This window comes from Vibrio sp. 10N.222.48.A3 (genome assembly GCF_041475345.1).
In the GTDB taxonomy this organism is placed as follows: domain Bacteria; phylum Pseudomonadota; class Gammaproteobacteria; order Enterobacterales; family Vibrionaceae; genus Vibrio; species Vibrio tasmaniensis_A.
On the sequence record NZ_JBFRVX010001475.1, the window covers coordinates 1 to 1,524 of the forward strand.

General features: G+C 46.2%; 1 protein-coding gene. It reads left to right on the forward strand.

The window, feature by feature from the left end:
- Positions 1–57: 57 nt before the first annotated feature.
- The coding region (glgB, locus tag AB4653_RS27225) for a 1,4-alpha-glucan branching enzyme (protein WP_372105798.1) at positions 58–1,524 on the forward strand (1,467 nt) is incomplete at its 3' end.

The following is a 1,524-nucleotide window of genomic DNA, read 5'->3' on the forward strand; positions in this document are numbered from 1 at the left end:
CTAATAGCGGGCATTTTTGTATTATGTTTTTTGGATGTTTGGTTAGGGAGAAGCGTTTTGGAACTAAGTTCGATTTCAAAGCAAAAACAAATATATACCCAACTATCACAGGCTTGCTTCACAGACCCATTTGCGTTTTTAGGGCCATACTTACCTTCTGAACAAGGTTCATTACGAGTGTGGATTCCTGGGGCAGATAAAGTCGAGTTGATTGTTGGAAAGGAACCTCGTATTAAGTTAGCGCGAGAGGGTGAAAGTGGTTTCATTCTTAAGCAAGAAAGAGACTTACGTTTTACTCACTACAAGCTTGCGGTTGATTGGAATGGAGTAGAGCAGATCATCGATGATCCATACCAATACCATGATCTGTACGCGAGTTATGAGGATCTTCATACACCTAAAGATATGTATCATCACATGGGGGCTCAGTTTATTACGCTAGAGCGTGATGGACAGACGATTTCAGGCACGCGTTTCTTGGTGTACGCACCGCATGCAACAGCGGCTAGCTTGGTGGGTAACTTCAACGCTTGGGATGGTCGTCGCCACCCAATGCAGCGTCTAGATTATGGTATGTGGGGCTTATTTATTCCTGATCTGGAAGAAGGCGCACAATACAAGTTTGAATTAAAAGGGCCTGATGGCGAAGGCTTGCCACATAAAGCTGACCCATGGGGTTTCTATTCTGAGCAGTACCCATCATTTTCATCTGTGACTTACGATCACGCTCGTTACCAGTGGCAAGATTCTCAATGGCAGAATCGCCCGGTAACGCAAAAGCGCAAAGAAGCCCTTTCATTCTATGAATTGCATGCCGGCTCTTGGAAGCGCAATGCTGAAGGTGAATTCCTAAACTACCGTGAGCTAGCGGCAGAGCTAATCCCATATCTAACGGATCTCGGTTACACACACGTAGAGTTGATGCCGGTTTCAGAGCACCCGTTTTACGGCTCTTGGGGTTATCAGCCAATAGGCTTGTTCGCACCAACGAGTCGTTTTGGGTCTCCAGATGATTTCAAATTCTTCGTCGACCAATGTCACCAAGCCGGTTTAGGCGTTGTTCTGGACTGGGTTCCTGCACACTTTCCAAGTGATGATCACGGTTTAGCTAACTTTGATGGAACGCCTTTGTTCCATGACCCAGATCCACGCCGTGGTTGGCACCAAGATTGGAACTCGTACATTTACGACTTAGGTAAAGAGCATGTTCGTCGCTTCTTAGTAGCAAATGCATTGTACTGGTTCGAACAATTCCATATCGATGGCATTCGTGTTGATGCGGTTGCTTCGATGTTGTACCTCGATTACTCGCGTAGCCATGATCAATGGATTCCGAATGTAGACGGCGGCAATGAAAATTACGACGCCATCGCGACCCTTAAGTGGATGAACGAAGAAGTTTATAAACACTTCCCTAACGCGATGACAATTGCTGAAGAATCGACGGCTTTCCCGGGTGTTTCAGCACCAACCTTTATGGGCGGTTTAGGCTTCGGTTTTAAGTGGAACATGGGTTGGATGCAC